This is a genomic window from Flagellimonas sp. 2504JD4-2 (assembly GCF_053642935.1).
In genome coordinates this window covers 762,986-788,320 of sequence record NZ_JBSIOV010000001.1, presented here as the reverse complement: position 1 = coordinate 788,320, position 25,335 = coordinate 762,986, and the positions used below count along the sequence as shown (strand labels likewise).

Sequence of the window (25,335 nt, the reverse complement as noted above, 5' to 3'; positions counted from 1 at the left end):
AAGAATTATACGGTTGTTAAAGCATACTTTTCTATTTTTACACACTCATTTAGTTCTATGGCCCAATATATTGAACGATACCAACGAAGAAGGCTTATTTCTTCCTATTTCTCCGTAGTCTTAAGTATTGCCCTTGTTCTTTTTTTGTTGGGGGTATTGGGGCTGTTGGTATTGAATACCAAAAAATTGGCCGATCACTTTAAGGAACAAATCACCGTTTCCGTTTTTTTAAAGGACAATGCCAAGCCCGTTGAGATAGAACAATTGCAAAAAAGCTTGGCCATGGCCGATTATACCAAATCGGCGGATTTTGTTTCAAAAGAAGACGCTGCGGAGCAGTACAGTGAAGATATTGGAGAGAATTTCATTGAGTTTTTGGGATATAATCCCCTTAAGAATTCCATTGATGTCAATTTGAAAGCTGACTATGTATCCACAACACAGATTGCCGAAATTGCCGAAGAGCTCGCGGCCAAAACCTATGTGGATGAGGTGAGCTATGACAAGCCCTTGATTTCTTTGTTGAACGACAATGTCAAAAAAATCAGTCTCTGGATTTTGGTGGCTAGCGCTGCTTTTACTTTAATAGCCGTTTTGCTCATCAATAGTTCGATAAGACTTTCAATCTATTCCAAACGATTTATAATCAAAACCATGCAAATGGTCGGGGCCACCAAAAAATTTATTCGAAAACCTTTTGTTTGGACCAATATTAAACTTGGTATGTTAGGCGCCTTGATCGCACTACTTGCATTGGGAATTGTGCTCTACTATGTGAATACCAATTTCCCCGAGTTGAACATCTTTCAAGATGTGCTGGTTCTCATAATCCTGTTCGCCGGGATTTTTGGCCTTGGCGTTTTGATTTCATGGTTGAGCACGCATATTGCAACCCAACGTTTCCTGAATTTAAGGACAGATGATCTTTATTATTAACTTTACAGCATGAGTAAGAAAAATAAGAACGTCCAAAAGCCAGCCAAAGCGTTTATATTCCAAAAGAAAAATTACATTTTCCTTTTTATTGGTCTGGCATTAATTGCTTTAGGGTTTATTTTGATGAGTGGAGGTGGAAGTGATGACCCCAACGTCTTTAATCCGGATATCTATCATTTTAGAAGAATCCGTTTAGCTCCCACTTTGGTGCTCATCGGTCTTGGCATTCAGGTTTATGCCATTTTGTTGAACCCTAACAAAAACAAGAAATAACTTTGGATATTATTGACGCCATTATCCTTGGCATTATTCAAGGACTCACGGAATTTTTACCCGTATCATCAAGTGGACATTTAGAATTGGGAAAAGCTATTCTCGGGGCAGAGGCACTTCCTGAAGAAAGTTTGTTATTCACCGTTGTCTTGCATTTTGCAACGGCTTTGAGTACCATTGTTGTCTTTCGGAAAGATGTTTGGGATATCATCAAAGGATTGTTTCAATTCAAATGGAACGAAGAAACCCAGTTTTCGCTAAAAATTGTCATTTCTATGATTCCGGCGGCTCTCGTCGGCTTCTTTTTGGAAGATTTTTTGGAAGTCTTTTTTGATGGCGCCATCATAATTGTAGGTATCATGTTGCTGATCACAGGATTCCTTTTGTATTTGGCCGACTTGGCCAAAACTACAGATAAAGGTGTATCGTATCGTAGTGCATTCGTGATCGGTATGGCTCAAGCTGTAGCCATATTACCGGGTATATCGCGTAGTGGCGCCACTATTTCGGCTGCTGTACTATTGGGTGTGGACAAATCCAAATCTGCTCGGTTTTCTTTCTTAATGGTGGTTCCATTGATCATTGGTAAAGTGGCCAAGGACCTCTTAAGTGGTGACATCAATTTTGTGGGCGATCAAGCTGTAGCCATGGGAGTAGGTTTTATAGCCGCTTTTATCGCTGGACTGGCGGCTTGTACTTGGATGATCAAACTGGTGCGTCAAAGTAAGCTTACCTATTTCGCCATTTACTGCGTAATTATTGGTCTTATCGCCATTGCTTGGAGTATTTGGGGGTAATCTTATGTTAGTACCTTTACCTCAAAACCTGCAGATTTGTTAAAAACCAAGGACGACTTTCTAAACGGACAAATCCTCTTGATAGATAAACCTTTGGAGTGGTCCTCATTTCAAGCGGTAAATGCACTCAAATGGGCCATCCGCAAAAAGTTCGACCTTAAAAAGATAAAAATCGGCCATGCAGGCACATTGGATCCATTGGCCACCGGATTACTGATTATCTGTACTGGAAAGTTCACCAAGAAAATTCCAGAACTTCAAGGGCAAGTCAAAGAATATACCGGAACTTTCACCTTGGGTGCTACCACCCCTTCCTATGACTTGGAAACCGAAGTTGACCAATCCTTTCCTGTTGACCATATTACGAAGGAGCTTATCCAAGATACACCCCAACAGTTTTTAGGGGAAATTGAACAAGTACCTCCTGTGTTCTCTGCCTTAAAAAAAGATGGCAAGCGTATGTACGAATTGGCAAGGGAAGGCAAAAAATTTGAGGTAAAGCCCAGAACCATCCAAATATTTGAGTTCGAGATTACTCAAATAAGCATGCCCAAAGTTGATTTCAGAGTGGTCTGTAGCAAGGGGACATATATTCGTTCATTGGCCCACGATTTTGGTCAAGCGCTAGGGTCAGGGGCTCATTTATCTGCTCTCAGAAGAACCAAAATAGGTGATTTCAACGTAAGTAATGCTGTAAGTCCGCTTACTTTCAAGGAAAATTTACAGTCCGATTAGTACCGATTCTTCTTGAAAAATGGGCTTGGACCTGAATATTGGGTAAAATAATTTTGCAAAAAAAAGGTTATAATAGGACCATGAATCTAAACAGAAACCAGTTATCATTTTTAATAACTTTTTTCTCCATGTCCATAATTGTCTTGTTGTTGTTCAACATTCATTTAGGGGGCATGCAGGAAGAAGAATATGTTATTGAAATGAGTCTGGCGGACGAGGACATCGAAGAATTGCTGAAAGAAGAGGAAAAAAGGTTGGAAGAATTGATGAACAATGACCCCATTAAGAGCCATATGGCTTTTAATGAAACTGCAAAACCTTCTGTAAAAAGTCCCGAGCCTTTAAAGACGTTGGAAGAACTCATGGAAGAGCGAGCATTGAACAGCGATGCCGGTGAACCTTCCGAAGCTGATGGTGCGTTCGCGGAACACCTCAAGGAATTGGCCGCAAAGCGTGAGGAGAAAAAACAACAACTTAGTGAACGTGAAGCCCAAAAGGAAGAATTTACCAACAACTTGAAGGATAAGCGAACCTCTATTTCCTATTCTTTACTTGACAGAAATGCGTATTCACTCCCCCCTCCCATTTATACCTGTATTGAGGGCGGCAAGGTTGTCATCAACATAAAAGTGGATTCAAGTGGATATGTAACCGAAGCCACATTTAACGATAGTAGTTCAGGTACAAGCAACGGTTGTTTGGTAGATAATGCCATTGCTTATGCGTACAAAGCAAGGTTTAACCCAGATTCCAAAAATTCCCAGATAGGGACCATCACCTACCTATTTCAAAGTAAGTAGTTCGGCGAGGTCTTTTACAATATTCTGCCCTTTATCCTTATTGTACCAAACTTGTAAATCTTGTTTGAATTGCGCATCCAAATGACCGTGTTCTTTTTTGTGATCCTCTACCATTTGAGTGGCAATACTAGGTCTTGGCCCCCATTCGCCAACCACTTCTTCGCTTTGGTCATCAAAAATGATTAGTTTAGGGATTGAACGGGAACCATTGGTCAAGAATTCGTCCATCAACTCCAAATTTTCATCCCGCAATACTATTTTAAAGTCAATATTGGGATTTAACTCGGTAATCTTATTAAGTACCGGAAGGCTAGGAGAGGCATCTCCACACCAACTCTCACTCAAGACCAAAAACGTAATTTTGGTGTCTATCTTGGCGATTTTTTCTAGAATGATAGTAGGAATTTCTAAGGTTTTATCCCATCGTTTCATCCTTCTGTCATTGAGTTCGGTATAATTGATCAACGATTCCAATTGCTCTTCACCGGTCGTTTGCCGGTTCTTGGCCAAATCACTTACCAAATCGCGATACTCTTGATAAGACATTCCTTTAGCAATGCCCTTCTGAATATATTCCAATTGCTTTTCTGATATGTTTCTTTCTGCTACTTGCATGTCAAATTTTCTCCAAAGTTAAACTGCATAAATCTTCTAAAACGTGACTTCCGTCATTGGTAGGTTTCTTTGGACATACCTTACAATCAAGAAATTATTGTGAAAATTTAGGCCTTCAGGAATCTTTTTTTGACCATACCTCCTTTTGTATCGTTGATACTGCTCATGACCACAAACGCTGAGGGGTCAATCTTACTGACTTCAATATTGAGTTTTCTTATTTCCAATCGGGTGATCACCGTGTAAATCACATCATACTCATTTCGCATCCCCTGCTTGCCATAACCACCAGTGGCCTTATACACTGTAAGCCCCCTTCCCAGCTTTTCGGTAATTACTTGCCGGATTTCTTCACTTTTTAATGAAATAATGGTTACCCCCGTATATTCCTCGATACCTTCCACCACAAAATCCAAAGTTTTGGATGCCGCCAGATAGGTCAGCATGGAATAAAGTGCAGTTTCAACCGAAAGCAGATAAGCTGCAGCTAAAAAGATTATAATATTGATAAGAATGATGACATCACCAATCTTCACCGACATTTTTCTACTTAAAAATATGGCCAAGACCTCAGTGCCATCCAAGACACTACCTCCCCGAATTGACAGTCCTATTCCGGCCCCCAGAAAAAATCCCCCAAAAACCGCCACCAATAATTTATCCTGGGTCACTTCGGGAAACTCAACTAGGGCAAGTGTCAATGCCAAACCTAAAATTGCTGCAATGGCCTTTATGGTAAAGGTCCTACCAATCACTCGATAACCCAATATCAAAAAAGGAATGTTCACCAAAACAATGAGTATCCATAAGGGAACAGCGGTAATTTCAGAAATCAAAAGAGAAATCCCGGTAGCACCACCATCAATAAATGTATTGGGTAATAAAAAACTTTCAAGACCAAAAGCTGCAGAGAAAATACCAACAATTATGAAAAACATATCCCTCAAAAAGGACTTCAGGGTAATCTGTGTCCGTGGTGTCTTCAGTAATCGCCTGTATATCTTCCATGTTTTGATCTCCGCTCTCATAATCTAAAGTATTTCTGGGTTAATGGCCAAGGTTTTAAACAACATTGCCTTGGCATGGAAAAATTTATTCTGTACCTCATTTTGCTTTAGGTTAGCGTCAATGAGCTTCCCTTCTCGGGAATTGATCAAAAAGACAGAGCTTTCACCAAAACTGAATTTCCGCTCTTCCGCAGTCAAAAGAGTTTCATAATCTTGCACAATATTGGCAATCAACCCATTTTGGGTGGTATAGGAATCCAGTTCCCGATAGATGCCAATTACCTTATTTTGAATCTCCACTTGGGCATTGTCCCTTTCAAACTCTGCATCCCTCAATTTGAACTTGGCCAGTTTCAAATCTCCACGTTCCTTTCTTAAAAATAGTGGAAATCGGAATGTAAGTCCACCCTTGAACTCCTCAGTCACAAAAGAATTGATAAGCTCGGGACTCTCGGTCAAAAAGTTGTATTCCACATCCAATTTAGGCAATAATTTGTTCCCTTTTAAGCGCTTATTTACCACAAGTCCATCCACCTTGTATTGCAGAGACCTTATTTTTGGATGGTTCTCCAACACAAAACTATCCAAGGGTTTTTCCATAATTTCCAAAGTGGCATCAATATCCGTTTCAACTTGGATATCCGGAACTACACCAGGTTGTAATTCTACGGGCACATCATTGATCCATAAAAAGTTAGACAGCTCCAAAGATTTTTTCATCAACTTCACCTTTGCCTGCTCTAGGCTCAAAGCGCGATTCTGAACCGTGATTTTCGTCTCCACAGTGTCAATTGCCGCTATATCCCCAGCTATTGCACTTTGCTTTATGCCTTGGAAACGGATGTTGGCGTTTCTTAGAAAATCAGCAAAGATTTTAGTGTCCTGATAGGCTCTCAACCAATCAAAATAAGCAAGGGAAGCTTCATATAGTACCTTGTTAACCAAAATATCCTGATCTGCCCGGGACTGTTCCCTAAAAAATTTGGCTTGTCGTAAGGCCGCCATGCGCTCGTTGATCCAGAAACCCTGTCCCAATGACATGGAAACCCCTGCGCTGTAAAGACCATTCGATGGAACTGTTTCAGCGCTATTTATAAAATCCCCTTGATTTTGCTCAAAGTTTCCTTTCAGTTCAATCCCAAACCAGGTCGGAATCTTAAAGGTAGTGTTCAATCTATCCCAATATTCGGTTCCCTTGAATTCCTTTCGGTCGTAATCCACTTCGATTTTTGGGTCAAAACCTCCTCTCGCCTTCATTAAATTGGCTTGCCCAATTGCCAAGGTCAGATTAGCCTGCTTAGCAGTAGGGTGGTATTTTTTAACATACCCTAGATATTCCTTAAACCCCAAGACTAAGGAATCATTTTGGCCATAGACGCTCAATCCCACAAGAACAAAAATGACCAACAATAATTTTCTATTTTTTCTTGGCATCGGCCACGGTATTTTGAGGTTGATAATAATCTGGAGGGAAGCCATTCAATTTTCTCCAAAGCTCGAACCAGATTGGCACATCGTTGAGCAAGGCGATTGTATTGGCTCCGGAGCCCACCCGTATTGCTTCAGGCCAGGGTGCATCATTTTTATCTGGAGCCAAGAGCACCCGATACTTTCCATTGTCACTAATAAATGTTTCAATGGCCACCACCTCACCGCCAAAAGTCCCGAAAGAGACATTGGGCCAGCCATTAAAGACTATAGCTGGCCAGCCATCGAACTGAATCCTTACCTTTTCGCCGATATGCAACAAAGGCAAATCTATGGGTTCAACAAAGGTTTCAACCGCCATATCATATTTTGCGGGCATTATTCCCACCAAGCGGTCACCTTCTTTAAAGGTTTCCCCTATACCAGACTGAATGGCTTTATTAATAAAACCACTTTGCGGTGCCCGAATGTACATCAGACTGTTCCGCATTTCATAGTTGGTATATGCATTCTCGAGCTTCGTAACTTGGGCTTCTGAATCAAATTGATTGGATTGGGCAGTGAGCATATCGCTTCTTGCCTTTGAAATTTTATCCGTATACTCAGCTTTGATCCTGCTTATCTCGACCTGTGCATTGATAACATCGTTTTTGCTGGCCAAAAGTTTATTTTCCTGTGAAATCAATTTGGCCTGGGTCTCTTGGAGCTTAAGTTTTTTGCCTTCCACATCCGTTATGGCCTTAAGTCCTTCTCCCTGCAACTGCAATGTTCGATTATACTGCCGATCTGCAATGGAAATATTGGTTTTTGCAGCTTCCAGGTCGATACTATCACTCTGAACTTTCAGTTTGGATTGAATCAATTTGTTTTCGGCCTGCTTCAATTTCAGCAGACGCTCATCGGTTAGGGCTCCCACTTGAAGATTCAATGCCTTTACTTTCTCCTGATAGGAATTGACGGCCATGGTTTTGGCTTCAATTTGCTTACCGGTACGAGCAACCAGGTTGGGGTCGAAATATTCACTTTTGATTTCGGATATATGCAGGATCGTATCTCCCTTTTGCACAAAATCACCTTCTTTAACATACCATTTTTCAATACGTCCGGGTAAGGGCGATTGAATGGTCTGGGGGCGTTGGTCCGGTCTAAGTGTGGTCAGGTAACCTTTACCCGAGATGGTCTGGGTCCAGGGCAAAAACATAACAATAAGTGTAATTGCCGAGAAGATAGTCAATAGCCTATTAAAATGCTTATTATGCCTCGGATTAAACACCTTTTGGCCTGCTTTGTAAATGGTTAAATCAACTTTTTGGTTGAGTTTATTAGGGGATATATTAAGCATGGCGTTATCTTTCGTTTATTATTTTTCCGTTTTCCATGGTTATAATGCGTCCACAGCGCTGTATCCATTTGGGATTTTCGCTAACAATTACCAAGGCCCATCCATTCTCCGGACTGGTCAAAAAGTTCATAATTCTTTCCGCTTCCACCTCGCCGAATTGATCAAGGGGGTCTTTAAGAATCAGTAGTTTTGGTTTGCTTACAATACTTCGGGCCAGAACAATTTTTTTGGAAATGGCATAAGGTATCTGACGTCCCTCTGGATATAGCACAGTTTTCAATCCCTGGGGCTGCTCCTTCACAAATTGGGTAAGCCCTGTATTTTCGAGGGCCCAATACACATTTTCCAAAGCAATTGACTTATCACCAAAGGTGATATTGTTCAAAAGTGTTCCTTCAAATGGCGTTTCTTCACTGAGTGATTGTCCCAAATGCGAACGATAATAATTCAGGTTCATTCCCTGGATTGCAACATCATTGACAAAAATCTTCCCTTCGTCTGGCTCCAAAATACCGGCAATCAGCCTCAAGAGCGTTGATTTTCCAGACCCACTGGAACCTTGTAAAAGAATAGAACATGATGGAGTAATAGTCAGGGAAACATCATCGATTATTTTCTTGTCCCTTTCTGGAACGTTGTAAGAAATATCACTCAGTTCCACCGTAAATCCTTCGTCCTTGCCAAAAGGCTTCTCGCCATCCTGGGGCTCCAATTCCTTATCCACAACCTGACCTAGTTTTTCCAAAGAAGTCAATAGGTCATAAAAGGTCTCAAGACCCAATATCATTTTTTCTACGGAACTGATTACAAGGATTATGATAATTTCCGCGGCCACAAATTGACCAATGTTCATTTGTTGGTTCAATACCAATAATCCTCCTATTAAAAGCAGTCCGGCCGTAACCAACACCTTAAAACCAATCATTTGAATGAATTGGACCACCAAAATCTTGAAATGACCTTCCCTTGCATCCAAATAATCTGCCACCAGCGTATCATTTTTGTCCAGGGCATGTGTTGTTTTCCCAGATAGTTTAAAGCTTATCAGAGATCTTGCAATCTCTTGAATCCAGTGAGCGACTTTGTACTTATTCTTAGATTCGTCCAAGCTCGTTTCCAATCCTTTTTGAGCAGTGAATTTGAATACCACATAGATCAGAAATACCAATAGAAGTCCATATAATATGAAGAAGGGGTGATAGAACGAAAGCAACAAAAGTCCAAAAACTACTTGCAGAAATGAAGCTGGAAAGTCAATCAGAATTTTTGAAAGTCCCTTTTGAACCGTCAATGTATCGAAAAATCGGTTTGCCAACTCTGGCGGATAATAGTTTCGCAGTTCATGCATCCGTATTTTAGGGAACCGATAGGCAAATTCGAAGGAAGATCGCGTAAAAATCTTCTGCTGTACATTTTCGATAATACGCATCTGCATTAACTGTAGCGTCCCAGAGAAAGCCACGCCAAGTGTCACAAGAATTACCAAAACGATCCAGGAGGTACTTACCTGTGCCCCTTGAATGAGATTGATGATGGCCTGTATCCCCAATGGAAGGGAGAGGTTCACCAATCCGGCAAATATTGCATAGTAAAAAATTTGGAGGATATCTTTTTTATCCAGTGCAAGCAGCCCCATTAGGCGCTGCCATGCGGTCAAGACTTTTTCAGCCATTTGTTCTTAAGGTTTTAAAGTTCGGAAAACCAAGTCGATAAAATATTGGGTAGGTGTTGTCTTGTCATCACAGTCCGTAAGCATCGGAAAATGCTCTTTTAAAAAATATTGGTGTAAAGAGCCTTCCAAAATAGTACTGGCCAAACTAGAAGGATAAGGATATGCTCTATCCATCGCTACAATCATATCATGTAAGCGATTAACCAGCCTTTTGTATATTTCAAAGTAACCCTCCTTGTTTTCTTGGTCTACTTCCTTAGTAAGGTATGATTTGGAATATTCATTGATCACTATTTTGTTCAAAAGCACCTCGTTGACATGTGAGAATGACACATCCTGTTGAACAGTCTGTGTAAGTATTTCAATTGCCTTGTGCAGTTTTTCACTGGGATCAACAATGGCGTTGGTGGCAAACACCATTTTGTACTCCAACCAACCCCAATACCATGAAGCTAGATAAAGCAAAAGTTTGTGCTTATTTTCAAAATAGCGATAGATGGAACTTTCGTTGGACTTGATGCGGTCCCCAAGCTTCCTAAAGGTAAAGTTTTCAAAACCCATCTCATCTATCATGAGTATGCTTTGCTCCACTATTCTTTTTCCTAAATCAGATGATTCAGGTTCCTTTATATAAATCTTCTCATTGATTCCTATTCGAATGGATTGCATAAGTCTTTCCATGAGCTCCTTTTTTTATTTGACATCAAAAATAATAGTATTGCTATTAATAATTAATAGTTTAACTATCTTTTAACAAAAGTAATACTTTTCATTTCGCGATTATACCTATTTTTATGTTGGGAAAATGAATTGCTATGAAAAAAATTTTACTGTTATTGTTTTTGGTCGTCTTGAGCGCAAACGCCCAGCAAGAGCGTTATCACTTGAAATTTGAACACTTTGTGGAGAGTAGAGGGGATTTTGAATCTGGAATGCTCTTGGAAATACCATATTCCAATGTGGTAATGGTCGAAAATTCGCTGAAAACCTCTTCAGGTTTCGGGCTTACGCTGAATTTCCATGGCCACATTGTGATGATAGATCATATGGAAACGCTTTCGGATGGAAGTATTCAGGTTGTGCTACGAAGGGAAGATGGCCGAAGTTTTTATGGGTATAAACCCACAATAAAAGCTATCTTGGTAAAGGATACTCATCCGGACAGGAAACGGATTTGAACAAAAGCATAATTCTAAAACCTAACAAATGAAACAGATTTATTTCCTTTTAGCTGTATTTTTCTCGGTATGTAGCATGCATGCCCAGGAAAACTATGTAGATCTTGTACAAATTGGTGATCAACTTACTCTTGGCGAGCCTTCTGGGGCTTCTTATGCACATGTATTGGTGCCTAGAAAGAACTTTATCATTAAACGTGGGGCTATTCCCAATGTAAAGGCTTTGGAAGACACAAAGGTGGTCATTACCGATATTTCGTACGGAAAAACACCGCAAATAACTTTTAAGAAGTCTGACGGCACCAAATTTTTTAGATTCTACAAAACAATGACGGCCAACTTTAACCAAGCTGTGGCCTCAGGAGAATTAAAAATTCCGTCAAACGGTGGAAAAGGAGCTGTAGTCAGATAAGAATGTTTCCATATTCCTATAGCGCACTAAGCAGCATAATGCTTATGTGAATAGGACCGTATGGGATAAAATCCGCTATTATGGTGATGATTCATATTTGCTGTAATTCTGTTACCGAAGCCCATGAGATTGCTAATGTTCTCTTGGATGAAAAACTTTTGTCCACAGCGTCCATCAATAAAAATCTTTCGACCATGGGACCAGGGGAAAGCTCCAAAAGCGATGGTGATCAAACTTTGTTGTTCGGAACGACCAAAGCTTTGCTTTTCCACAAAATTGACATCCTCTTAAAATCGAAATTTCCCGGGGCCATCTCATCCATCTATGCCATCCCTATAATTTATATGGGCGAACAGGAAGCCCAAAAAGTGAAGAACGAGACCCAAAAAGTATAGTCATGAAAAAATGTCCAAATCATAGGTTTTGGTCAAGTGAAATGATTCTCCAAAGATCGTTTTTGCCTTATCTTTAGCGAAAAACCATATAATATGGCAAAACATCGCTGTGGTTGGTGTGAGGGAGATTCGCTTTACGAAGCTTACCATGATGAAGAATGGGGCACACCTGTAAAAGACGATGCATCTCTTTTTGAGTTTTTGGTATTGGAAACTTTTCAGGCCGGGCTCAGTTGGATCACCGTGTTGAAGAAGCGCGAGAACTTTAGAAAAGCCTTTGACAATTTTGACTATTTAAAGATTCAGCAGTACGAACAGTCCAAAATTGATGAGTTGCTTAGCGATGCAGGTATTATTCGAAATAAATTAAAAGTTCATGCCACCATTTCCAATGCCGAGGCCTTTATGAAGGTGCAAAAAGAGTTTGGAAGTTTTAGCAAGTACATTTGGGCGTTTGTTGGACACAAACCCATCAAGAATTCATTAAAAAACTATAAAGAAGGGCCTGCGACCACACCGCTTTCGGACAAAATCAGCAAGGATCTAAAAAAACGTGGATTCAAATTTGTAGGAAGTACAGTGGTGTATGCTTTTATGCAAGCTACCGGAATGGTCAATGACCATGAAACAAGTTGTTTTAGATATGATGAGGTGTAGATTTGTTATATCAATATCTTTAAGAACTTCTCTCTTGCTATATGTCGAGCTCCCAAACTTTCCAAATGATCGGTATGCACTTGGCAATCTATGAGTTCGTATCCTTTTGCATGTAATTCTCCCACCATTTTAATAAAGGCATATTTTGAAGCATTGGGAACTAGACTGAACATGCTTTCACCACAAAATACGTGTCCCAAATCCACCCCATAAAGTCCGCCTACCAGTTTTCCATCGATCCAAACCTCATATGATTTTGCCAATCCCCTTTTGAACAGCTCCATATAGGCCGACTTCATCTTTGGTGTTATCCAAGTTCCTTCTTGATTTTTGCGCTCTACCGTTGAACAATTATCCAGTACTTGTTCAAAACAAGTGTTTTGTGTAAGCCTAAACTGCTTACTTCGCAAGATCTTGCGCATACTTTTGGACACCTTAATTTCTTCCGGGTAAAGAACCATTCTGGGGTCAGGGCTCCACCATAAAATCAGGGCATCTTCATTAAACCATGGAAAGATTCCATTTTTATAGGCAAGTAATAAGCGTTCAGGGGATAAATCACCGCCAACTGCCAAAAGACCATCTTCATTTGAAGCTTCCACCGGTGGAAACTCCAATCGATCTCCCAAAAAGAACAATGGAAATTTTTTCTGATTCTTTTTCACAACGCAGTTTTACATAAAATTACGTAAAACCAACTAAAATATCAGAAGTCCTGCAATATAGATAACACTACCCACCAACATAAAAATTAGGGTATAAGGCAGTATTTCCTTGGCCTTAAGCTTGGTGATTCCCAGAAGCGGTAAGGCCCAGAAAGGTTGTAACATATTTGTAATTTGATCTCCGTATGCCAGGGCCATAATGGCTTTGGGCAATGGAACTCCCAATTGCAGTGAGGATTCGAGCACCAATGGTCCTTGAATGGCCCACTGGCCGCCCCCACTTGGCACAAAAATATTGACCAACCCCGCACTAAAAAAAGTAAATATGGGCAGCGTAGTTGCGTTGCTAATCGATGCAAAGAAATCGGAAATGCCCGTAATCATCCCGCTACTGGACATGATTCCCATAATTCCGAAGTAAAGCGGGAACTGAATTAAGATTCCAGCGGTGTCGCCAATAGCTTCCTCAACTGCCATCAAAAAACTTTTAAAGCTTCCATGAAGCACAATAGCCAACCCCAACATAAAAAAGTTGAGCATATTTGGTGTAATGTTAAGCGAGCGTAGCGCCGGTAGATATTGGAATAAAAAAGTCAATAGCAAAAGACCTCCGAAAATCGTGGCCGCAATTTTGGAATAATCCAATTTTTCGGCACCCTTCAAATCCTTCTTATCAATGGATTGGAATCTGTATTCTATCAGTTCCAATTTCTGGGGAGACGTCTTTTTTCCCAAGTAATAGGCCATTACACTAACAGCTAGCACAACCAAAACGAACAGTGCAAGGTTCCAGCTGCTAAATACCGTAAGTGAAGTGGAAATAGTTTCAGGTAATTGATTGGCCAATTCCATATTGGAAATTCCACTGACCAATTCTTTTAAATGACCCGCTTCTGCAACTTTGATTGGAGCAGATCCGCTTATACCCCCATGCCAAATCATCAATCCCGCATAGCCTGAAGCGCCAATCAATGGGTAATTGATAGGGATATTGTTTGCTTGCGCATATTCGCCGACCTTTCTTGCCAAAATTGCTCCGAATATCAACCCAAGCCCCCAATTGAAAAAAGAGACCAGCATGGTAGACAAGGCAACCAATACAGCAGCATTGGAGGTATTCTTAACAGACTTGGTAATGGCAAGAATCAATCGCTCCATGGGCTTGCTCAACACCAAAACATGCCCCAATACCAAAATGAGCATCATTTGATAGGCAAATACCAAGAGCCCATTGTTCCAGATCCCATTTTCCCAATAGGACAGAATGGTTACAAAATGATTTTTCCCTGAATTGTTTTCGGTAAAAACGAGGGCCAAAACAATTGTCAGAACGGTTAATAGGACCGCAATTGTAAAAGGAGAAGGCAAATACCTTCTGAAGATTCTTTCTATAACCTTAGTAAGGCCCAAAATGTATTAGAATGGTAGATCGTCATGGTCCTCTTCATTGAGGTCATCAGCCGGTTCAAAGGCTTCCATTGGAGGTACAGGTGGCATCTCATCGGTGCCTTGTGCCGCTTCCAAATTTTCAATGCGCCATCCTTGGATAGAATTAAAGTATTTGGTCTCTCCCTGCGGGTTGACCCACTCCCTACCTCTAAGATTGATGCTCACCTTGACCATTTGGCCCACATTGTACGAATTCAACAGATCACATTTGTCCTGTACAAATTCCACCAATATATGTTGAGGATATTGCTCCTCTGTAGTAACCACCAATTCTCTTTTTCTGAAACCATTGTTGCCGTAGGTTTTGGTCTCATCAATCATTTTAATTCTTCCTTGAACTTCCATGTATTTTACTTTTCAATAGGCATCAAATGTACATAAAATGAACACCCTTAATAAAATATCGAATAAAGAACTATCAACAAATTTTTACTTTTTCCGTTATCTTTAAAATCAATTCACCCAAAAATGAACTTCAACCCCAAAAAGAAAGCTTCCAATATCATATTGCTGATTTCCGCTTTTGTAATTGTAAGCCTTATCCTTTGGAACACCAACAGCTTTTTTAAGAAGTTCAAAGAGGAGGAACGCTTGAAAATGGAGATATGGGCAACCGCCCAGTTAGAGCTCATCCAATCTTCGGTAGATCAAGAATTGGGGAATTTGACCTTAAAGGTTATGGGAAACAATACCTCAACCCCCATGATCTTGGTCAACGAGGAGGGAACCATAAAAACCCATAACATTCCGACAGAAAAAGCTTCGGACAGTGTTTACATACAGAAAAAAATACGGCAGTTTTCCAGTGAAAATGAGCCCATCCATATTATTCAGGAGGGTGAGCTTTTGGAAACCCTTTATTATGGGAATTCAGAAGTATTGAACAAGTTAAAATACTACCCTTTGGCCCTATTGCTCATTATATGTCTTTTTGGGGCGGTAATTTTCTTTTTCTTCCGAATCAATAAAGCCTCTGAACAAAATAAGCTCTGGGCAGGAATGGCCAAGGAAACAGCGCATCAAATAGGAACGCCATTGACCTCTCTCCTAGGATGGAACGAGTTATTGAAATCGGAGAACATCAAACAAGATATTACCAAGGAAATTGAAAAAGACATTAGGCGACTACAGACCATAACCGAACGTTTTTCAAAAATAGGATCCATTCCCAATCTTGGGGAATATGATATTGTTGAAGAAACCGAAAAGGCCTATCAGTATTTAAAACGAAGGAGCTCTAAGCTCGTCCACTTTTCATTTAGTTCAGAAATAGAAAAGTTACCTGTACTTCTTAATCCTCCGTTGTACAACTGGAGCATCGAGAATTTGGTCAAAAATGGCATTGATGCAATGAAAGGCAAGGGCAACATCGCCATTCAAATTGAAAAAAAGGGGCAAAACGTCAATATTTTGGTCTCGGATACTGGTAGAGGTATCCCAAAAAGTGATTTCCAAAACATTTTCAACCCTGGAGTGACCTCTAAAAAAAGGGGTTGGGGGTTAGGACTTTCACTTGTTAAAAGAATTATTGAAGAGTATCATAAAGGAAAAATTAAAGTACTTTCGTCAAGTAAAGAAGGAACAATCATGCAAATTTCCTTAAAAGCAAATACTTAAAGTTATGGCTAAGGAAAAACGAATTGCAATCAAAGAAGCCGAGATTACCAACAATTGCCCTGAATGTTTCAATCAGGACTTAAAGCTCTCTTTTTACCAAAAGCACACTTATAATCCCTTTTTCCATAGGACAACAGGTGAGGTCGTTCATGAAATAAAGTGTAGAAAGTGCTATTCGATCATCTATCCCGTCAACTGGACCCCGGATATTGAGCGAGTATTTGATTATTACAACAAGTTGGTCACCCCTGACAGGCCCTCAGTGCGGTTCACCACTTTATTTTTTATACTGTTGATTCTTTTAATCAGTGCGGTAGCAGCCTTTGTTTATATGTATTTGGAAGGTCTTGTTTAGAGAAAGGCCCTTATCTGTTCGGCCGTTTTCCCAAATTCTTCAGGCGTCATGTTTTCCTTATGCTGAAAAGTTGCGTTTTTCATGCTATTTAGCGGAATAAGATGAACGTGCACGTGAGGAACTTCGAGTCCTATGACCGACATTCCTACCCTATTGCATGAAATTGCAGACTCGATTGCCTTGCCCACCTTTCTTGAAAACGCCATGAGCCTCATATAGGAAGCTTCGTCCAAATCCATAATTTTGTCCACTTCTTTTTTGGGAACACATAGGGTATGTCCTTTTGCATTCGGATTGATATCCAAAAAGGCAAAATTATCCTCATCCTCTGCAATTTTATAACAGGGAATATCTCCATTGATGATTTTGGTGAATATACTAGGCATATTAGGGTTAGTTGGTTTGGTTAAATAAAAAAATCCCGTCAAGTGACAGGATTAAATATAGCGATTTTGTGACCCTTATTCTCGTGTGATTTCCAAAATATCAAACTTTAACGTTCCATTCGGGACTTGGATTTCGGCCACTTCGCCAACTGATTTTCCCAATAATCCCTTACCTATGGGCGAGGTTACCGAAATTTTACCCGCCTTTAGGTCCGCTTCGCTTTCAGCAACCAAGGTGTACTTCATCTCCATACCATTGGCCCGATTTTTCAGTTTGACGGTTGATAATACCAATACTTTTGACGTATCAAGCTGTGATTCATCTATCAATCTGGCATTCGCCAAAGTTTCCTCTAGTTTGGATATTTTCATTTCCAAAAGACCTTGCGCCTCTTTGGCCGCATCATATTCGGCATTCTCCGATAAATCTCCCTTATCCCTAGCCTCGGCTATGGCCTGTGAGGCCTTGGGTCGTTCAACATCCTTTAACTGGTTCAACTCTTCCCTAAGGTTTTTTAATCCTTCCGCAGTATAGTAAGATACCTTGCTCATATCGTCATTTTTAAATACAAAAAAGGACATGCAGGAAAACCCATGAAGCTTTCCCAATGCGTTTTGTCCAAATAGAAAAAATCCTCAACGATCACTATGCACGGCACAGTTTTTTTGCGAGGATTTAACGCAAATATAGACAATTTTTGCTCAAATTTGTCCTTGTAAAGCTTTCAAATTCAAACTATGAGGCAACTCGGAGGGTATATTTTGTTATTTTTTTTACTAGCCTGTTCTTCAGATAGCACCAATCGCAATCCCTTTCTTCAAGAAGTCAATTTCAGATTCGAAGTGAACCTGAACTTACCGCTCTACAATAACCTGAACAATATTGGAAATCCAGTTTATATTGGCAATACAGGTGTAGGTACGCGAGGTGTTTTTGTTATGCGAGCAGGTCTGAGCGGCGCACAATATGTGGCTTGGGAAGCAAGTTGCCCGAACCACGCTCCAAACAGTTGCTCTACCATGACCATAGATGGACAAAATGCCGTATGTCCATGCGAAGATTACACCTATAGCCTTTTTACGGGTCAGCAGTTGGATAGGCCCAATGATGGAAATCGCTATTATGACCTGCTTTTTTATAGGGCTACTCAAAGCGGAAACACCGTAACCATCTTCAATTGATCATTTTAATGGATTTCCAAGGATACAGTCCATGACCCAGCTGGTGTGCAAACCTGATATTCCCTGTGAAGGGTGCGGTGTTTCTCCCAATAACTGATTTTTAATGTTTTCCACATGAAATTGTTGGACATGTTTGGGATGTGGAATATCCAAAATCTGATGCCCTTTACCATTTTCCAATGCAATAGGGCCATCGTCCAATACCGAGAAGGTAATTTTTCCTTCGGAACCTAAAATTTCAACCTTATCCACTCGATGGTAGGTCCCAAAATTCCAATTTCCCTCTCCAGTAACTCCATTTTCATGAATCCAAGATGCCGTGATAGCATCATAAGCTGAATATAGGCTTTGTTGATTTATGGCCATTCCGCTCGCCTTCTTTATGTCACCTAGCAAATAGGTAAACAAGTCCAAGCCATGACTTGCCAAATCATCAAAATAACCTCCAGGCGCTACCGCTTTATCAGTTCTCCAATTGTATGTATCGCTAAGATCTAATTCGGAAGGGGGTTTTGTCTTTTGCCAGTGGATATGTCGCACCTTGCCTATTTGTCCCTCATCCAACCATTCCTTGATCATGTTGAACCTGGGCAAAGACCTTCTGTAATAGGCTATAAAAAGTGGCAACCCTTTGGACTTGAAAGCCTCATGGACCGTTAAGCTATCCTGAAAGTTTGGGGTCATGGGCTTTTCTATACAGCAAGGTTTGCCTGCCGCAGCTACCTGAAGTGCGTAAAACTTGTGTGAATCCGGAGGGGTTGCGATGTAGATGGCATCAATTTCTGGATGTTCAATGACTTCCGCTGCACTGGTGGTCCATTGTGGCACATTGTGTCTTTGGGCGTAGTCTTTGGCCTTCTCACCATCTCTTCGCATTACCATATTCACCTCAAACCCAGGTGTCATTTGGTAGGCAGGAACGCTTTTTATCTCGGTAACGCTTCCACAACCGATTACTCCCCATCGAATCGGGGTTTTATCAAAAAAATTGAGGGATTCTGTCATGGTTTATAAAAGTACAGAATCCCTCAAAAAAGGTCATATTTCTACCTAAAAATTAATTGTAGCTCCCAACAGAAAGTTGATACCTGCTTGGGGATAAAATCCAGCTCCCTCCACAGTTGTAATGGTCCCAGGATTTGAAAAATCGTCATCAAAAGTGAAGAAATACCCATTGGAAACAATGTCCTGATCAAAAATATTGTTCACCAAGCCTGAGAACACAATACTCTTTACAAAGGAATTGGTTTCAACAACATATTGAAGGTTTAGATCGGTTTGGGAATAACTTTCAAGCACCGAATTCTCCGAATCGATATTTCCCATGTATTGTTTGCCCACAAATTTGGACAACAACGAAACCTGAAAATCCTTCGAGGGCAAAAACGAAAGGATGTTTCCTGCCACCAAGTTCGGCGAATAGGCAATGTTTGTATTGCCCAAGTTTTGAAGTGTTCCGTCTCGCTGAAAGAAAAAGTCTTGATTTCTGTTATCACTCAACGCCACATTGGGTCGAATTGCAAATTTATCGCCCAACTGTATGTTCGCATCAAGCTCCAATCCCAATCGATAGCTATCTCCCACATTAGCTCTCAATGGCGCACCAACATCATTCAATTCACCTGTAAGTACCAATTGATCCTTATAACTCATGTAATACACATTGGCATTCAACTGAAAGGTTGGGGAAACATAACGCCATCCCAATTCAAAATCATTTAAACGCTCTGGTCTTGGATTACCATTTTCATAATCGTTTCTGTTGGGTTCCCTATTGGCAACTGCATATGAAAAATAGAAGTTGTTATTGGGATTCAAATCAAAAGTGATTCCCGCTTTTGGGTTGAAAAAATCAAATGTATCATCAACCAATCCTGTATCCTCTCCATTGGCTTCGTAGCCCACTCCTCGATATTGCAAATCACCAAAAACCGACCATTTATCATCCAATTTATAGTTGGCCTTTGCATATATATTGAAATCTGTCTTTGTGGAATTATCATCATAGTAACGATCACGAATATTGCTGTCTGTGGCAAAACGCGCCCATATTACCTCTCCAAAATGGTCTCCTTTGTATATGTTGTATCCTCCTCCTAATATCACATCCAGGTTTTCTCTTTTATGGTTAAGGGAAACCACCGTTCCGTAAAAATCATTGTCCAACCACCTTCTTCGAATCAAATCGGTGGTATTGACGGTTTCCCAGTCTACCGTTATTGCATCAAAACCATAGGTATCGAAGTCGTCATCTTCCCGGAATTGCTCAAAATACCCTCTTCCACGGGTATAATGCAAGGCTATGTTGGCGCTCCAAGCGGAGTTGATTGTCTCATTCCAATGCAATTGAAAATGGTCTTGCTTATAATTGTCTTCCTCCCTTTCATAAAAAAGGGCATTCCCATTTTCATCGGTATAAGCCCCAGCAGGATTAAAAGTTCTATTGGTCCGCAAGGTTTCAGCATCAATCCCAAACCAAGATTGATAAGTAATCTCATGTCCGCCAAAAAGCAAAGCTTTTACCAGCGTGTTATCATCTTTATAAGCGCCTTGCAAAAAATAACTCTCCAGCTCGGAGCTCGCCCTATCGATGTAACCATCTGAAGTGACGCGGGACAATCTCCCTGAAATTTCAAGATTATTGTTGAGCAGGCCCGTACTAAATTTGATGTTGTTTCTGAGCGTGTTAAAACTTCCGACGGAAGAGGAAATTCTGGCATAAGCATCTTCGGAGAAAGCATCCGTTAAAAGGTTCAAGCTAGCGCCAAAAGCACCTGCCCCATTTGTTGATGTTCCCACACCACGCTGAAGCTGTAAACTTTCGGTCGAAGAAGCAAAGTCGGGCATATTGACCCAAAATGTCCCTTGTGATTCGGCATCGTTGTACGGAATACCATTAATGGTCACGTTTACCCTAGTTGCGTCGCTACCCCGAACGCGAATTCCGGTATAACCGATTCCGGCTCCAGCATCCGACGTAGTGACCACAGCTGGTAAAAAATTCATCAGAATAGGAATATCCTGTCCCAAATTTCTGGGAGCAATTTCTTCCTTATCCAAATTGGAAAATGTGATGGGAAACTCTTTGGTTACCCGAATCGCTTGCACCAAAACTTCGTCAAGTACAATTTTTTTACCCTCGAGGGAGTCTGTTGGTGATTGTTGTGCACTGCCCACCAGTGCCAGCCCGACAAGGGCCAAAGTTGTGAATAAAGTTGTCTTCATCCGTAAAAAATTTTTACGAATAAAAGGGGCTATTATTCTTGTTGATTAAAATGATTTTGTTTCAATAGAAACGTTGAAATTCCAAGATGCGCCTGGCGCAATCCCTTGGCAGCATTACCCGCCCAGGTTCATTGGGTATAATCTCAGCCTCCCGATAACTACCGGGAAGCACCCCTTTGAGATGGCGCAAATGTACTACCGAGGAATTAGTTTTCATAACAAAAAACATCTTAATTAACATTTTCGATACGCTGATTGCCCCGCATTGCAACGTATATAATTCAGCAACACTTTTTTATGCTCCCCAAGTCCAGAAATAAATTTGCCGTAAAAATCATTACCAGTTATTTAACATTGGGCACTCTTGTGCTTCTGGCGGGCTATTTTATTTATGCTGAATTTAAAGACTACACCGAAATTCAGGACCAAAAAGATGGAAGTACGAAGTTGTTGCAAGTCAATGCATTTTTAACGGAACTCTACGAAGCGGAAAATCTTTCCAAATTGGCTCTCCAACATAAAAAAAAGCAAAATGTTCTAGCGTATACCAATAAAGTAGATTCTGTCAGCAATTCCATACAGTCCCTAAAATTGATACTGAACAGTGACAAACAAATTTTTAAACTCGATAGTATTCAACATTTACTGGAACAAAAGGCCGCTAACTATGCCGAACAAAGAAAGTTGAAGGTTAAAAACGAAAACAATGCCCCTTTGGATTCATTACTGGAAGCATTCAAACAGATGGAAATTGATATGGGAAGGATAACCCCTGAGGCTTTTGTTCCAGATTTCCATTCACTTCCTATAGAAACACAAAAATCAATTCGCGAATATGTAGTCATTCTAAACAAAAACATTCCAAAAAATGGATTGGGAAAAGCAAGTGTTCCCAATATCGATTCGATTTTGACCTTATCCAAATCCCTTTTGCAAGAAGCCAAAACCGAAAATGTAAAATTGGAACGCTCAATGATGGTCAAAGAACTTCAGGCATACAAGGCCGACCTGGAACTTTCCCAAAAACTGAGAAGCTTTGTTTCCGCTTTCGAGCAAGAGATTATCTTGGAAATCCATTCCGAGAACCACAATAAGCAAACCTTGTTAAAAAGGGGGTCATTGCTTGCGTGGACAACCGCAATCCTCGGATTCGTACTAGTTTGCATCTTTACCTTTTTAATTGCAAATGACTACTGGAAAACCCAATCCTATAGGGCTCAACTGGAAAAGGAAAAATCGTATTCTGAGGGTCTTCTAAAAAGTCGCGAGCAGCTAATTTCCACAGTAAGTCACGATCTACGGTCTCCCCTAAACAGCATTATGGGGTATTTGGAATTGATGGAATTGGACATATTGAACCGTAAACAACTCGATTACCTTAAAAACATTAAATCTTCTACCGGTTATGTAGAATACTTAGTCAATGACCTTCTGGAGTTTTCACAGCTGGAAGCAGGAAAAATACAAGTATCAAATTCTTCCTTTATTCTTTCGAAGCTACTTATTGAAATTGCCTCCAGTTTTAAAGAGGTCCATAACTCAAAATCCCTAGTACTGGAAATCGATGTAGAAGAAGTCCTAAAAACACCTATTATCGGCGATGCCCAAAGAATTCGGCAAATACTGACCAATCTAATCGGAAATGCGTTCAAATTCACTCATGAGGGGTCCATAAAACTAAAAGCCTTTGTACAAAATGAAAATTCAGCTTCCACCGTCACCATCCAAATATTCGATACCGGAATCGGCATTGCAAAGGAAAAACAGGAAGTAATATTTAAGGAATTCACCCAACTAGCAAACTCTGGTGAAGAAAACACCAAAGGCTACGGACTGGGCCTTACTATCTCAAAAAAGCTTTCCGAAATACTTGGAGGGACACTGATTGTCGAGAGCGAACTCGATAAAGGAAGTGTATTTACCTTTTCCATACCCTTAAAATTTGCGAATAACAAGGTCTCTACAGAAAAACTGAAAAGACCTGATTTTGAGGGTGGATTTTCCGTGGTTATTCTTGATGATGATGAAAACTTACTAAAGCTCCTGACCGAAGTCTTCAAAACTCATGGTATTACCGTAAAGACATTTTCAAGTTTTAATGCATTGAAGCAAAAAGTCCCGAATACTTATAATTTGGTTCTAACGGACATTCAAATGCCCAAAACCAACGGATTTGAGGTGGTAAAAGCTTTTAGAAAAGGCACTGTTCCCAATTACAATAATCAACCCATAATTGCGATGACAGGTCAGCGAAAGTTTTCGCGAAATCATTATCTCGAAGCTGGATTTGATGATGTTTTATTAAAACCTTTTTCTACGTCAAGTCTTTTAAGGATTCTAAATGAATCGGAAAAATCCTTTGATTCTACCGAAAGGGACACAAACAAATTTCAAACAAAATCCACTACCCTGTTTAGCACGGAAATCCTTTCTTCTTTTTTGGATAACAACGAATCTGTGTGCGAGGTTCTTGATATATTTTTAAGTAATACGGATAAAAATCTCTTACTGCTTTCCAAGGCTATCAAAAAAAAGAATTATAGAAAAATTAGGGCCATTTCCCATAAAATGCTCCCCATGTTCAGGCAATTGAAAATCGAAAGTGCAGTTGGTTTTTTAGAGGGTTTTGAGCACCTTACACCCAATACTTCTTTTAAAAATATCCTGAAAGACCTAGAGTTGCTGGAGCATTCCGTTTGGAATCTAAAAAAAGAAATGCAAGCTTATTTGACTACACTTTCAGCTGATAGTAACTGATTTTGTTGTACAGTGTTTTTCTAGTCATTTGCAAAAGTTTGGCAGCTTTACTTTTATTAAAGTTTGTTTGTTTTAGCGCTTTGAGTATCCTGTCTTTTTCAAAATCATGCTTTGAAAAATTGGTCAATTCCTTTGCTTTCAATCCGGCTTGAAGCGTTTGGGGAATAGCATCCAAATCTATGGTATCCCCTTCGGTAAAGAGAACAGCTCGCTTTATCACATTCTTTAGCTCCCTAAGGTTTCCAGGCCAATCATAAGCCAGCAGCTTTTTTTTGACCTCCTCAGATAATTGGCTAACGTTTTTGTTAAGTTCTTCGTTGGATTTTCCCAAAAAGAACTCCACAAAGAGCATCAAATCGTCTGCCCTATCCTTTAACGATGGAATTTCTATTGAAAATTCATTCAAACGATGGTACAAATCTTCCCTGAAACCTCCTTGCCCAATTGCATCCATCAAGTTTTCATTGGTTGCCGAAATGATTCGTACATCCACAGAAACCTCATGGGTACTCCCAATTCGTTTTATTTTGCGTTCCTGAATCGCCCTAAGCAATTGCACTTGATTATCATAGGACAGGTTTCCTATCTCATCCAGAAAAAGAGTTCCGTCATTCGCCGCCTCAAAATGTCCGATCTTATCATCAATTGCACCTGTGAAACTTCCTTTGATATGTCCAAAAAACTCACTGGTTGCCAATTCCTTGGGAATGGCCCCGCAATCAACGGCTACAAATTTTTTATGTTTTCGATCACTTTTGTTATGGATTGTTCTAGCGGTAACTTCTTTTCCAGTGCCACTTTCCCCAGTCAGTAGAACCGACATGTTGGTAGGTGCGATGAGTTCAATATACTGTTGTATTTTTTTCGAAGCTTCGCTATTCCCCACAATCCCTGTAGTCAATTTCGGTTTAGCTGTGGGCCGTGTCTGTTCGAACCCTTGAGGTTTCCTTTCATTTGTATTGTCATCCAATGCCGCAGTTATAACCTGCAATATGCTTTCCGGAGTAAAAGGTTTGGAAACATAATCAAAAGCTCCTTTTTTAATGGCGCTTACCGCAGTTTTAACCTCGGCAAAACCAGTCATTAAAATTACGTGGGTCTTTGGAGATTCCTCCTTGACTTTGGAGAGTAGCGAGACACCATCTCCTTCGGGTAGTCTTACATCGGATAGGACAATGTCGAAAAAATTCGCAGCTAGATGCTTTTTTGCCTCTTTTAAGTTAAAGCATGGAAAAACCTCAAAACCATGTCGTGCCAAAAACTTTTCGAGCATTTGGCAAAATGCGGTATCGTCCTCAATGATCAAGATTTTGGGCATATCTCAGTATCATATATACGACACTCAGAGTATAAGGGATTTTATGTGTTTGGTAAAATTATCACAAAAGACGGGAGCCACATCCGCAGCTCCCATCAAACCAAACTAACCTAACACGATTAATCAAAACTTAT

General features: G+C 40.3%; 28 protein-coding genes. 13 read left to right on the top strand and 15 right to left on the bottom strand.

Going from position 1 to position 25,335, the window contains the following annotated elements; translation table 11 throughout:
• The first annotated feature begins 57 nt into the window (after nucleotides 1-57).
• The 5 genes from ACULLH_RS03735 (at nucleotide 58) to ACULLH_RS03715 (ending at nucleotide 3,541) form a co-directional block, all read left to right on the top strand.
• Nucleotides 58-936 (top strand): cell division protein FtsX, encoded by an 879-nt coding sequence (locus ACULLH_RS03735; RefSeq protein ID WP_454087383.1) that lies wholly within the window; start codon nucleotides 58-60, stop codon nucleotides 934-936.
• Between the two features lie 9 nt (nucleotides 937-945).
• Nucleotides 946-1,209 (top strand): DUF3098 domain-containing protein, encoded by a 264-nt coding sequence (locus tag ACULLH_RS03730; protein ID WP_454087382.1) that lies wholly within the window; start codon nucleotides 946-948, stop codon nucleotides 1,207-1,209.
• Nucleotides 1,210-1,211: 2 nt separating this feature from the next.
• Nucleotides 1,212-2,006 carry an undecaprenyl-diphosphate phosphatase gene (locus tag ACULLH_RS03725; RefSeq protein WP_454087381.1) on the top strand — a complete coding sequence of 265 codons (795 nt, stop codon included), beginning with the start codon at nucleotides 1,212-1,214 and terminating at the stop codon, nucleotides 2,004-2,006.
• Between the two features lie 36 nt (nucleotides 2,007-2,042).
• The gene (gene truB, locus ACULLH_RS03720; protein ID WP_454087380.1) at nucleotides 2,043-2,741 is read left to right on the top strand and encodes a tRNA pseudouridine(55) synthase TruB; all 699 of its coding nucleotides are present in this window, start codon (nucleotides 2,043-2,045) and stop codon (nucleotides 2,739-2,741) included.
• A gap of 80 nt (nucleotides 2,742-2,821) precedes the next feature.
• Nucleotides 2,822-3,541 carry a hypothetical protein gene (locus tag ACULLH_RS03715; RefSeq protein WP_454087379.1) on the top strand — a complete coding sequence of 240 codons (720 nt, stop codon included), beginning with the start codon at nucleotides 2,822-2,824 and terminating at the stop codon, nucleotides 3,539-3,541.
• On the opposite strand, the gene ACULLH_RS03710 is transcribed toward ACULLH_RS03715, so the two are convergent.
• The 6 genes from ACULLH_RS03710 to ACULLH_RS03685 all read right to left on the bottom strand — a co-directional run bounded on the left by ACULLH_RS03710 (nucleotide 3,524) and on the right by ACULLH_RS03685 (nucleotide 10,286).
• Nucleotides 3,524-4,156, bottom strand: coding sequence for a thioredoxin family protein (locus ACULLH_RS03710; protein WP_454087378.1), 633 nt, complete (start codon nucleotides 4,154-4,156; stop codon nucleotides 3,524-3,526). The two genes, ACULLH_RS03715 and ACULLH_RS03710, sit on opposite strands and share 18 nt — an antisense overlap.
• Before the next feature lie 107 nt (nucleotides 4,157-4,263).
• The gene (locus ACULLH_RS03705; protein ID WP_454087949.1) at nucleotides 4,264-5,094 is read right to left on the bottom strand and encodes a YitT family protein; all 831 of its coding nucleotides are present in this window, start codon (nucleotides 5,092-5,094) and stop codon (nucleotides 4,264-4,266) included.
• 93 nt (nucleotides 5,095-5,187) lie between these two features.
• On the bottom strand, nucleotides 5,188-6,597 hold the full coding sequence (locus tag ACULLH_RS03700; RefSeq protein ID WP_454087377.1) for a TolC family protein: 1,410 nt from the start codon (nucleotides 6,595-6,597) through the stop codon (nucleotides 5,188-5,190).
• Entirely contained in the window at nucleotides 6,581-7,933 is a 1,353-nt protein-coding gene (locus ACULLH_RS03695) for an HlyD family secretion protein (protein ID WP_454087376.1), read from the bottom strand. Before ACULLH_RS03695 ends, ACULLH_RS03700 begins: the two co-directional genes overlap by 17 nt.
• A 4-nt stretch (nucleotides 7,934-7,937) precedes the next feature.
• Nucleotides 7,938-9,605 (bottom strand): peptidase domain-containing ABC transporter, encoded by a 1,668-nt coding sequence (locus ACULLH_RS03690; protein ID WP_454087375.1) that lies wholly within the window; start codon nucleotides 9,603-9,605, stop codon nucleotides 7,938-7,940.
• 6 nt (nucleotides 9,606-9,611) lie between these two features.
• Complete coding sequence (locus tag ACULLH_RS03685) at nucleotides 9,612-10,286, bottom strand: TetR/AcrR family transcriptional regulator (protein ID WP_454087374.1); 675 nt, start codon at nucleotides 10,284-10,286, stop codon at nucleotides 9,612-9,614.
• A gap of 134 nt (nucleotides 10,287-10,420) precedes the next feature.
• On the opposite strand from ACULLH_RS03685, the gene ACULLH_RS03680 reads away from it, so the two are divergent.
• The 4 genes from ACULLH_RS03680 (at nucleotide 10,421) to ACULLH_RS03665 (ending at nucleotide 12,247) form a co-directional block, all read left to right on the top strand.
• Entirely contained in the window at nucleotides 10,421-10,783 is a 363-nt protein-coding gene (locus ACULLH_RS03680) for a hypothetical protein (RefSeq protein WP_454087373.1), read from the top strand.
• Between the two features lie 28 nt (nucleotides 10,784-10,811).
• Nucleotides 10,812-11,195, top strand: coding sequence for a hypothetical protein (locus ACULLH_RS03675; protein ID WP_454087372.1), 384 nt, complete (start codon nucleotides 10,812-10,814; stop codon nucleotides 11,193-11,195).
• Nucleotides 11,196-11,275: 80 nt separating this feature from the next.
• Complete coding sequence (locus tag ACULLH_RS03670; RefSeq protein ID WP_454087371.1) at nucleotides 11,276-11,590, top strand: hypothetical protein; 315 nt, start codon at nucleotides 11,276-11,278, stop codon at nucleotides 11,588-11,590.
• Nucleotides 11,591-11,683: 93 nt separating this feature from the next.
• Complete coding sequence (locus ACULLH_RS03665; protein ID WP_454087370.1) at nucleotides 11,684-12,247, top strand: DNA-3-methyladenine glycosylase I; 564 nt, start codon at nucleotides 11,684-11,686, stop codon at nucleotides 12,245-12,247.
• A gap of 5 nt (nucleotides 12,248-12,252) precedes the next feature.
• Here the strand turns inward: ACULLH_RS03665 and aat are convergent, their stop codons facing one another.
• The 3 genes from aat to ACULLH_RS03650 are packed head-to-tail and all read right to left on the bottom strand — an operon-like array spanning nucleotide 12,253 to nucleotide 14,706.
• Nucleotides 12,253-12,912 carry a leucyl/phenylalanyl-tRNA--protein transferase gene (gene aat, locus ACULLH_RS03660; RefSeq protein WP_454087369.1) on the bottom strand — a complete coding sequence of 220 codons (660 nt, stop codon included), beginning with the start codon at nucleotides 12,910-12,912 and terminating at the stop codon, nucleotides 12,253-12,255.
• 33 nt (nucleotides 12,913-12,945) lie between these two features.
• Nucleotides 12,946-14,322, bottom strand: a complete 1,377-nt coding sequence (locus tag ACULLH_RS03655) for a short-chain fatty acid transporter (RefSeq protein WP_454087368.1) — start codon at nucleotides 14,320-14,322, stop codon at nucleotides 12,946-12,948.
• A gap of 6 nt (nucleotides 14,323-14,328) precedes the next feature.
• Complete coding sequence (locus ACULLH_RS03650) at nucleotides 14,329-14,706, bottom strand: DUF3127 domain-containing protein (protein ID WP_454087367.1); 378 nt, start codon at nucleotides 14,704-14,706, stop codon at nucleotides 14,329-14,331.
• Nucleotides 14,707-14,829: 123 nt separating this feature from the next.
• Between ACULLH_RS03650 and ACULLH_RS03645 the strand changes: the two genes are divergently transcribed.
• Both ACULLH_RS03645 and ACULLH_RS03640 read left to right on the top strand, forming a co-directional pair.
• Nucleotides 14,830-15,978, top strand: coding sequence for a sensor histidine kinase (locus ACULLH_RS03645; RefSeq protein ID WP_454087366.1), 1,149 nt, complete (start codon nucleotides 14,830-14,832; stop codon nucleotides 15,976-15,978).
• Nucleotides 15,979-15,982: 4 nt separating this feature from the next.
• Entirely contained in the window at nucleotides 15,983-16,333 is a 351-nt protein-coding gene (locus tag ACULLH_RS03640; protein ID WP_454087365.1) for a hypothetical protein, read from the top strand.
• On the opposite strand, the gene ACULLH_RS03635 is transcribed toward ACULLH_RS03640, so the two are convergent.
• Together ACULLH_RS03635 and greA are read right to left on the bottom strand one after the other, a co-directional pair.
• Entirely contained in the window at nucleotides 16,330-16,719 is a 390-nt protein-coding gene (locus ACULLH_RS03635; RefSeq protein ID WP_454087364.1) for an HIT family protein, read from the bottom strand. The two genes, ACULLH_RS03640 and ACULLH_RS03635, sit on opposite strands and share 4 nt — an antisense overlap.
• A 75-nt stretch (nucleotides 16,720-16,794) precedes the next feature.
• On the bottom strand, nucleotides 16,795-17,271 hold the full coding sequence (gene greA, locus ACULLH_RS03630; RefSeq protein ID WP_454087363.1) for a transcription elongation factor GreA: 477 nt from the start codon (nucleotides 17,269-17,271) through the stop codon (nucleotides 16,795-16,797).
• A gap of 186 nt (nucleotides 17,272-17,457) precedes the next feature.
• On the opposite strand from greA, the gene ACULLH_RS03625 reads away from it, so the two are divergent.
• Nucleotides 17,458-17,901 (top strand): hypothetical protein, encoded by a 444-nt coding sequence (locus ACULLH_RS03625; protein WP_454087362.1) that lies wholly within the window; start codon nucleotides 17,458-17,460, stop codon nucleotides 17,899-17,901.
• Here the strand turns inward: ACULLH_RS03625 and ACULLH_RS03620 are convergent, their stop codons facing one another.
• The 3 genes from ACULLH_RS03620 to ACULLH_RS03610 form a co-directional block, all read right to left on the bottom strand.
• The gene (locus tag ACULLH_RS03620; RefSeq protein ID WP_454087361.1) at nucleotides 17,902-18,906 is read right to left on the bottom strand and encodes a Gfo/Idh/MocA family protein; all 1,005 of its coding nucleotides are present in this window, start codon (nucleotides 18,904-18,906) and stop codon (nucleotides 17,902-17,904) included.
• Nucleotides 18,907-18,951: 45 nt separating this feature from the next.
• Nucleotides 18,952-21,126, bottom strand: a complete 2,175-nt coding sequence (locus ACULLH_RS03615) for a TonB-dependent receptor (RefSeq protein WP_454087360.1) — start codon at nucleotides 21,124-21,126, stop codon at nucleotides 18,952-18,954.
• Nucleotides 21,127-21,187: 61 nt separating this feature from the next.
• The gene (locus ACULLH_RS03610; protein WP_454087359.1) at nucleotides 21,188-21,343 is read right to left on the bottom strand and encodes a hypothetical protein; all 156 of its coding nucleotides are present in this window, start codon (nucleotides 21,341-21,343) and stop codon (nucleotides 21,188-21,190) included.
• Between the two features lie 80 nt (nucleotides 21,344-21,423).
• On the opposite strand from ACULLH_RS03610, the gene ACULLH_RS03605 reads away from it, so the two are divergent.
• Entirely contained in the window at nucleotides 21,424-23,883 is a 2,460-nt protein-coding gene (locus ACULLH_RS03605; protein ID WP_454087358.1) for an ATP-binding response regulator, read from the top strand.
• On the opposite strand, the gene ACULLH_RS03600 is transcribed toward ACULLH_RS03605, so the two are convergent.
• Nucleotides 23,858-25,201, bottom strand: a complete 1,344-nt coding sequence (locus tag ACULLH_RS03600) for a sigma-54-dependent transcriptional regulator (protein WP_454087357.1) — start codon at nucleotides 25,199-25,201, stop codon at nucleotides 23,858-23,860. The genes ACULLH_RS03605 and ACULLH_RS03600 overlap by 26 nt on opposite strands.
• Between the last annotated feature and the right edge of the window lie 134 nt (nucleotides 25,202-25,335).

Excerpts from the sequence above, each read along its gene's own strand:
- ACULLH_RS03735 (WP_454087383.1), top strand. The coding sequence starts at position 58 with ATGGCCCAATATATTGAACGATACCAACGAAGAAGGCTTATTTCTTCC.
- ACULLH_RS03730 (WP_454087382.1), top strand. The coding sequence starts at position 946 with ATGAGTAAGAAAAATAAGAACGTCCAAAAGCCAGCCAAAGCGTTTATA.
- ACULLH_RS03715 (WP_454087379.1), top strand. The coding sequence starts at position 2,822 with ATGAATCTAAACAGAAACCAGTTATCATTTTTAATAACTTTTTTCTCC.
- ACULLH_RS03710 (WP_454087378.1), bottom strand. The coding sequence starts at position 4,156 with ATGCAAGTAGCAGAAAGAAACATATCAGAAAAGCAATTGGAATATATT.
- ACULLH_RS03705 (WP_454087949.1), bottom strand. The coding sequence starts at position 5,094 with ATGTTTTTCATAATTGTTGGTATTTTCTCTGCAGCTTTTGGTCTTGAA.
- ACULLH_RS03700 (WP_454087377.1), bottom strand. The coding sequence starts at position 6,597 with ATGCCAAGAAAAAATAGAAAATTATTGTTGGTCATTTTTGTTCTTGTG.
- ACULLH_RS03695 (WP_454087376.1), bottom strand. The coding sequence starts at position 7,933 with ATGCTTAATATATCCCCTAATAAACTCAACCAAAAAGTTGATTTAACC.
- ACULLH_RS03690 (WP_454087375.1), bottom strand. The coding sequence starts at position 9,605 with ATGGCTGAAAAAGTCTTGACCGCATGGCAGCGCCTAATGGGGCTGCTT.
- ACULLH_RS03685 (WP_454087374.1), bottom strand. The coding sequence starts at position 10,286 with ATGGAAAGACTTATGCAATCCATTCGAATAGGAATCAATGAGAAGATT.
- ACULLH_RS03680 (WP_454087373.1), top strand. The coding sequence starts at position 10,421 with ATGAAAAAAATTTTACTGTTATTGTTTTTGGTCGTCTTGAGCGCAAAC.
- ACULLH_RS03675 (WP_454087372.1), top strand. The coding sequence starts at position 10,812 with ATGAAACAGATTTATTTCCTTTTAGCTGTATTTTTCTCGGTATGTAGC.
- ACULLH_RS03670 (WP_454087371.1), top strand. The coding sequence starts at position 11,276 with ATGGTGATGATTCATATTTGCTGTAATTCTGTTACCGAAGCCCATGAG.
- ACULLH_RS03665 (WP_454087370.1), top strand. The coding sequence starts at position 11,684 with ATGGCAAAACATCGCTGTGGTTGGTGTGAGGGAGATTCGCTTTACGAA.
- ACULLH_RS03650 (WP_454087367.1), bottom strand. The coding sequence starts at position 14,706 with ATGGAAGTTCAAGGAAGAATTAAAATGATTGATGAGACCAAAACCTAC.
- ACULLH_RS03645 (WP_454087366.1), top strand. The coding sequence starts at position 14,830 with ATGAACTTCAACCCCAAAAAGAAAGCTTCCAATATCATATTGCTGATT.
- ACULLH_RS03640 (WP_454087365.1), top strand. The coding sequence starts at position 15,983 with ATGGCTAAGGAAAAACGAATTGCAATCAAAGAAGCCGAGATTACCAAC.
- ACULLH_RS03635 (WP_454087364.1), bottom strand. The coding sequence starts at position 16,719 with ATGCCTAGTATATTCACCAAAATCATCAATGGAGATATTCCCTGTTAT.
- greA (WP_454087363.1), bottom strand. The coding sequence starts at position 17,271 with ATGAGCAAGGTATCTTACTATACTGCGGAAGGATTAAAAAACCTTAGG.
- ACULLH_RS03625 (WP_454087362.1), top strand. The coding sequence starts at position 17,458 with ATGAGGCAACTCGGAGGGTATATTTTGTTATTTTTTTTACTAGCCTGT.
- ACULLH_RS03620 (WP_454087361.1), bottom strand. The coding sequence starts at position 18,906 with ATGACAGAATCCCTCAATTTTTTTGATAAAACCCCGATTCGATGGGGA.
- ACULLH_RS03615 (WP_454087360.1), bottom strand. The coding sequence starts at position 21,126 with ATGAAGACAACTTTATTCACAACTTTGGCCCTTGTCGGGCTGGCACTG.
- ACULLH_RS03610 (WP_454087359.1), bottom strand. The coding sequence starts at position 21,343 with ATGAAAACTAATTCCTCGGTAGTACATTTGCGCCATCTCAAAGGGGTG.
- ACULLH_RS03605 (WP_454087358.1), top strand. The coding sequence starts at position 21,424 with ATGCTCCCCAAGTCCAGAAATAAATTTGCCGTAAAAATCATTACCAGT.
- ACULLH_RS03600 (WP_454087357.1), bottom strand. The coding sequence starts at position 25,201 with ATGCCCAAAATCTTGATCATTGAGGACGATACCGCATTTTGCCAAATG.